This is a genomic window from Micromonospora sp. D75 (genome assembly GCF_018070405.1).
In the GTDB taxonomy this organism is placed as follows: Bacteria; Actinomycetota; Actinomycetes; order Mycobacteriales; family Micromonosporaceae; genus Micromonospora; species Micromonospora chalcea.
In genome coordinates, this window is record NZ_JAGPXV010000475.1 from 1 (window position 1) to 4,771 (window position 4,771).

Annotated in this window: 6 protein-coding genes; 1 reads left to right on the plus strand and 5 read right to left on the minus strand. The window is 72.9% G+C overall.

The window, feature by feature from the left end:
* Positions 1-12: 12 nt before the first annotated feature.
* The 5 genes from tatC to KBX39_RS23465 all read right to left on the minus strand — a co-directional run bounded on the left by tatC (position 13) and on the right by KBX39_RS23465 (position 3,798).
* Positions 13-966 (minus strand): twin-arginine translocase subunit TatC, encoded by a 954-nt coding sequence (gene tatC / locus KBX39_RS23445; protein WP_113973683.1) that lies wholly within the window; start codon positions 964-966, stop codon positions 13-15.
* A 21-nt stretch (positions 967-987) separates the two neighbouring features.
* A complete protein-coding gene (gene tatA, locus KBX39_RS23450) occupies positions 988-1,320 on the minus strand; it encodes a Sec-independent protein translocase subunit TatA (RefSeq protein WP_113973685.1) in 333 nt (110 codons plus the stop codon).
* A 216-nt stretch (positions 1,321-1,536) separates the two neighbouring features.
* On the minus strand, positions 1,537-1,785 hold the full coding sequence (locus KBX39_RS23455; RefSeq protein WP_113973687.1) for a hypothetical protein: 249 nt from the start codon (positions 1,783-1,785) through the stop codon (positions 1,537-1,539).
* Between the two features lie 10 nt (positions 1,786-1,795).
* Positions 1,796-2,803 carry a YafY family protein gene (locus KBX39_RS23460; RefSeq protein ID WP_113973689.1) on the minus strand — a complete coding sequence of 336 codons (1,008 nt, stop codon included), beginning with the start codon at positions 2,801-2,803 and terminating at the stop codon, positions 1,796-1,798.
* The gene (locus tag KBX39_RS23465) at positions 2,800-3,798 is read right to left on the minus strand and encodes a YafY family protein (protein ID WP_113973691.1); all 999 of its coding nucleotides are present in this window, start codon (positions 3,796-3,798) and stop codon (positions 2,800-2,802) included. The genes KBX39_RS23460 and KBX39_RS23465 overlap by 4 nt, the downstream gene beginning before the upstream one ends.
* 104 nt (positions 3,799-3,902) lie before the next feature.
* Here KBX39_RS23465 and KBX39_RS23470 point away from each other — a divergent pair.
* Positions 3,903-4,771 (plus strand): cation diffusion facilitator family transporter (locus KBX39_RS23470; protein ID WP_210872531.1); only part of this gene is annotated, 869 nt, incomplete at its 3' end.

A 4,771-nucleotide genomic window follows, 5' to 3' on the forward strand; every position in this document is an offset into this window, starting at 1 on the left:
GAGTGGGGTCGGTCAGGTCATGTCGTCGTAGCGGCGTTCGATCGGCTTCGGGGCGACGACGGGCTCGGGCGCCCCGATCGGCTCGGACGCCTCGATCCGGCCCCCGGCGGGCACCGGCTCGGTCGACAGGTCCAGCGGTGACACCTCGTCGTCGGCGATGCCGGCGTAGACCTCACGCCCGCGACCGCGCCGCTTGTCGTTGATGAACGCCACCCCCACCGCGGCGAAGTAGAGCGCGCAGAGGCAGATCGCCAGCGCGGTCATGCCGAACGGGTCGGGCGTCGGCGTGACCACGGCGGAGAACGCGAAGAACACGAACACCGCCACCCGCCACCAGCTGAGCAGCCGCTTGGCGCTGGCCAGGCCGACGAAGTTGAGCATCAGCACGATCAGCGGGAACTCGAACGCCACACCGAACAGCAGGATCAGGTTCGTGACGAACGAGATGTAGCGGGTCACCTCGAGGTTGGTCGCGATGTCGTCGCCGGAGACGTTGAGCAGGAACTCGAGCCCCTTGGTGGTGACGAAGAACGCCAGCACCGCGCCGGCCGCGAACAGCGGGGCCGCCAGGGCGGTGAAGACGTACGCGTACCGCCGCTCGTGCCGGTGCAGGCCGGGCGCGATGAACGCCCAGAGCTGGTAGAGCCAGACCGGCGCCGCGATGATCAGGCCGACCCAGAGACCGATCTTCAGATTCAGCAGGAAGACGTCGGCGACGCCGAGCTGCACGAACAGGCACTTGCCGGTTTCCGGATCGATCGACTGCGGCAGGTCACAGTAGGGCTTCGACAGCAACACCCGGACCGGCGTGGCCAGCCAGATGCCGAAGCCGAAGCCGACCAGGATCGCCAGTGACGCCCGGAACAGCCGGTTGCGCAGCTCACGGATGTGCTCCATGAGCGTCATCGAGCCGTCGGCGGCCCGCGCGAAGTTGCTCGGGCCGCGCTTCTTCAACCCGAAGGCCACGGTGGTTGGGGCCCTCTCGGATCAGTTCTCGCGGACGCGCTGCACCGGGTCGGCCGGCGGCGCGACCGGCTGCTGCGGCTGCGGCGCGTACGGCTGCTGCGTGTACGGCTGCTGCTGCTGCGCGTACGGCTGCCCCTGCACCGGCTGCTGCGGCGGGAGCGGCTGGTAGCCGGCCTGCGCGTCCGCCTTCTCGGCGAGGTTACGGTCGTCGTCCTGCAGGCTCTTGGTCTCGGCCTTGATGATCCGCAGGGATCGGCCCAGCGAGCGGGCCGCGTCGGGGAGCCGCTTCGCGCCGAACAGCAGGATCAGCACGACCACGAGTACGGCGATGTGCCACGGCTTGAGGGCACCCATGGGAAGCTCCAGTCGCTCTGTGTCGGTGAGGGTGGGTCGCCGCCCATCGTACGTGCGTCGCAGCGGCTTGCCACCCCGGTGGGCCTGCTGGTGCGAGCCCGATCGGTGAAGTTTCGACCAACCCGAAGTGTCCCGTCAACCGTCCAGGTCCGCGCATTTCTGCGCGCAACCGCCCGGTTACGCGCAAACGACGCTCACCGGGCCGGGGGCCGTCGATCAGTCGCCGCGCTTGGCCTTGATCAACGTCATCCGCTCCTGCGCGACGACGATCCGTTCCTGGAGCGACTCGGCCCGCGCCTGCAGCTGTTCGGCGGCGGCACGCAGCGACTCCGCCTCGGCCGCCCGGCGCTGCAACGCCAGCGCGGAACGGCGCAGCCCGGACAGGCGGCTCACCACCGGACGGACCGCCAGCGCCAGGACGACAAGCGCGAACAGCACGACTCCGAGCACGATCCACTTCACCACGGCGGTCAGCCTATCGGGTGACGCCGGCGGCCGCCGGGTCGGCGGTGCCGGCCGGGGTCGCGTACGCGTCGAGCGCGGCCACGGCCTGGGCGCGTACCTGCTCGGCCAGTTCGACCGGGGCGACCACAGTCACCTCCGGGCCCAGCCCGAGAACGAACCGCCGGGCCCACCCAAGGTCGGTGACGCGCAGCGACACCAGCCACTGCTCGCCGTCGGCCTCGACGCGCTCGCACGGATAGTATTCGGTGATCCACCGCTCGCCCCGGCCGATCCGCAGCGTGATCAGCGGCAGGTCGGCCGACGGGCGGAACACGCCGTCACTGAGGTCGTGCGGGCGGGCCTGCGGCGGCACGACCGCCTGCTCCGGCAGCTCGGCCACCGCGTCGATCCGGTCGGCCCGGAACAGCCGCACCGCCTCGGCACGGCGGCACCACGCCTCCACGTACGCCCGGCCGCCGACCATCAGCATCCGCAGCGGGTCGATGGTGCGCTCGGTGGTCTCGTCCCGCGCCGCGGTGTAGTAGGTGATCCGCAGCGCCCGGCCGCGCTCGACGGCGGCGCGCAGCTCGCGTACCCGGGCGCTGTCGCCGGGCAGGCGGACCTCCACCGGCGCGCCGGCCAGGTCACCGGCGGCGTTCTCGATCTTGGCGAGCGCCCGCTCGACCGCCTCCCGGTTGGCCACCCCGGGCGTCTCGGCGATCATCCGCAACGCCACCACCAGGGCCAGCGCCTCGTCGGGGGTGAGCCGCAGCGGCCGGTCGATGCCGGCGTCGTAGGTGATGGTGACCCGGTCGCCGTCGAACGCCATGTCGATCAGGTCACCGGGGCCGTAGCCGGGCAGCCCGCACACCCAGAGCAGTTCCAGGTCCTCCCGGAGCTGCTTCTCGGTCACCCCGAGGTCGTGCGCCGCCTCGGCGATCTCGATGCCGGGGCGGGCCAGCAGGTAGGGCACCAGGTTGAGCAGCCGGGCCAGCCGGTCGGCGGAGGCACGGCCGGCGCGGGCCGCCGGGCGGGTCACCGGGCACCCCCGGCGGTCGCCAGCTCGTCGTGCCGGGCGGCGACCTCCTTCAGCCGCTGGATGACCGCCTCCCGTACCTCCGGTGGCTCCAGGACCCGCACGTCCGGGCCGTACCCGACGATCTGGCCGGCGAGGTAGTCGGCGTCGGCGTACGGCAGCACCAGCCGGTCGCCGTCCGGGCCGGCCTGGCACTCCACCGCCCAGCGGCGCAGCCCGGCGGCGCGGCCCGGAGTGGCCAGCACCGTGGCCCGGCCGGTGCGCTCCACCGGCCCGGACCAGCGGGCCACGTGGCTGATCAGGTCGACGCCGACGGGCGGCTCGTAGGCGCCCGGCTCGCCGGTCGCCCGGACCGTGCCGACCACCCGGGACAGCCGGAAGCAGCGGGTCGCCGCGCGGTCCAGGTCGTGACCGACCACGTACCACCGGCCGCGCCAGCAGACCACGCCCCACGGTTGCACCCGGCGGCGGGTGGGCGCGTCCCGGTCCGGCACCCGGTAGTCGAAGCTGACCTCGCGGCGGTCCCGCGCAGCGGCGGTCAGCGGCGCGAACGCCGGGTCGACCGTGACCATGGGCTCCAGGCCGAGCGTGGCCTGCGGGTCCACGTCGATGCCGGCGGCGCGCAGCTTCGCCAGCCCGGACGACGCGGCAGCGGCCAGCCCGGCGTGCTGCCACAGCCGCGCGGCGATGCCCACCGCCGCGGCCTCGTCCGGTTCGAGCGGGATGTCGGGCAGCGCGTAGGCGCGCGGCGCGATCCGGTAGCCCGGCTCGGCGTCGAAGACGCTCGCCGTGCCGGTCTCCAGCGGCACGCCCAGCTCACGCAGCTCGGCCTTGTCGCGCTCGAACTTGCGCTGGAACGCCTCGTGGTCCTTGGCGTCGTCCGGGTCGTGCTCGTAGCCGGGCACGGTCGCGGCGATCTGCGCGGCGGTCAGGAAGCGTCGCGTCGACAGCAGGCAGATCACCAGGTTGACCAGGCGTTCGGTACGGGTCCGGGACACGTGCAAACGCTAGCAGCCCGCGCATGGCGCGCGGGCACCCGCGCGGCGCGGCGCGGAGGTGTTCCCGACCGGCGACGGGCATCGACCGGTCATAGGGTGAGCGCATGGTGGAAGCGGAGGTCAAGACCGAGAGCGTCGGCACGGTCGTGGTGGCCGGCGCGGCGAACCTCGCCATCGCCGTCGCCAAGCTGGTCGCGGGCCTGATCTCCGGCTCCGCGGCGATGCTCTCCGAGGCCGCCCACTCGCTCGCCGACACCACCACCGAGGTGCTGCTCTATCTGGCGCTGCGCCGGGGCGCGCGGCCCGCCGACACCCGGCACCCCTTCGGGTACGGCAAGGAGAGCTACGTCTGGGCGTTCCTCGCCGCGCTGTTCACCTTCGTCGCCGGGGCCGGCTTCGCCATCACCCACGGCGTCACCACCATCCTGGTGCACGAGCACAGCGGCGAGTACCTCGTCGCGTACGTGGTGCTGGCGGTCTCGTTCGCGATCGAGTCGGTGTCGCTGGCCCGGGCGGTGCGGCAGGTGCGCGGAGAGTCGCGCCGCTGGGGCACCACCCCGCGCCGCTACCTGCGCCTGACCGCCGACACCACGGTCAAGGCGGTCTTCCTGGAGGACAGCGCCGCGCTGGTCGGCCTGCTGATCGCCGCCGCCGGGCTCACCCTGTCCCACCTCACCGGCGACGAGCTGTACGACGGGATCGCCTCGATCCTCATCGGCGTGCTGCTGCTCGTGGTCGCCGTCGTGCTGGCCCGCAGCAACATCTCGCTGCTGGTCGGCCGTTCGGTCTCCGACCGGCTGCACCGGCGCATCGAACGGGAGCTCGCGGACGTGCCGACGGTGGACCGGATCGACACGCTGATGACCATGTTCCTCGGCCCCGACGACATCCTCGTCGCCGCCAAGGTCGACTTCCACGACGACGCCACCGGCGCCGACATCGAGGCCGCCGCCGACGAGGCCGAACGCCGGCT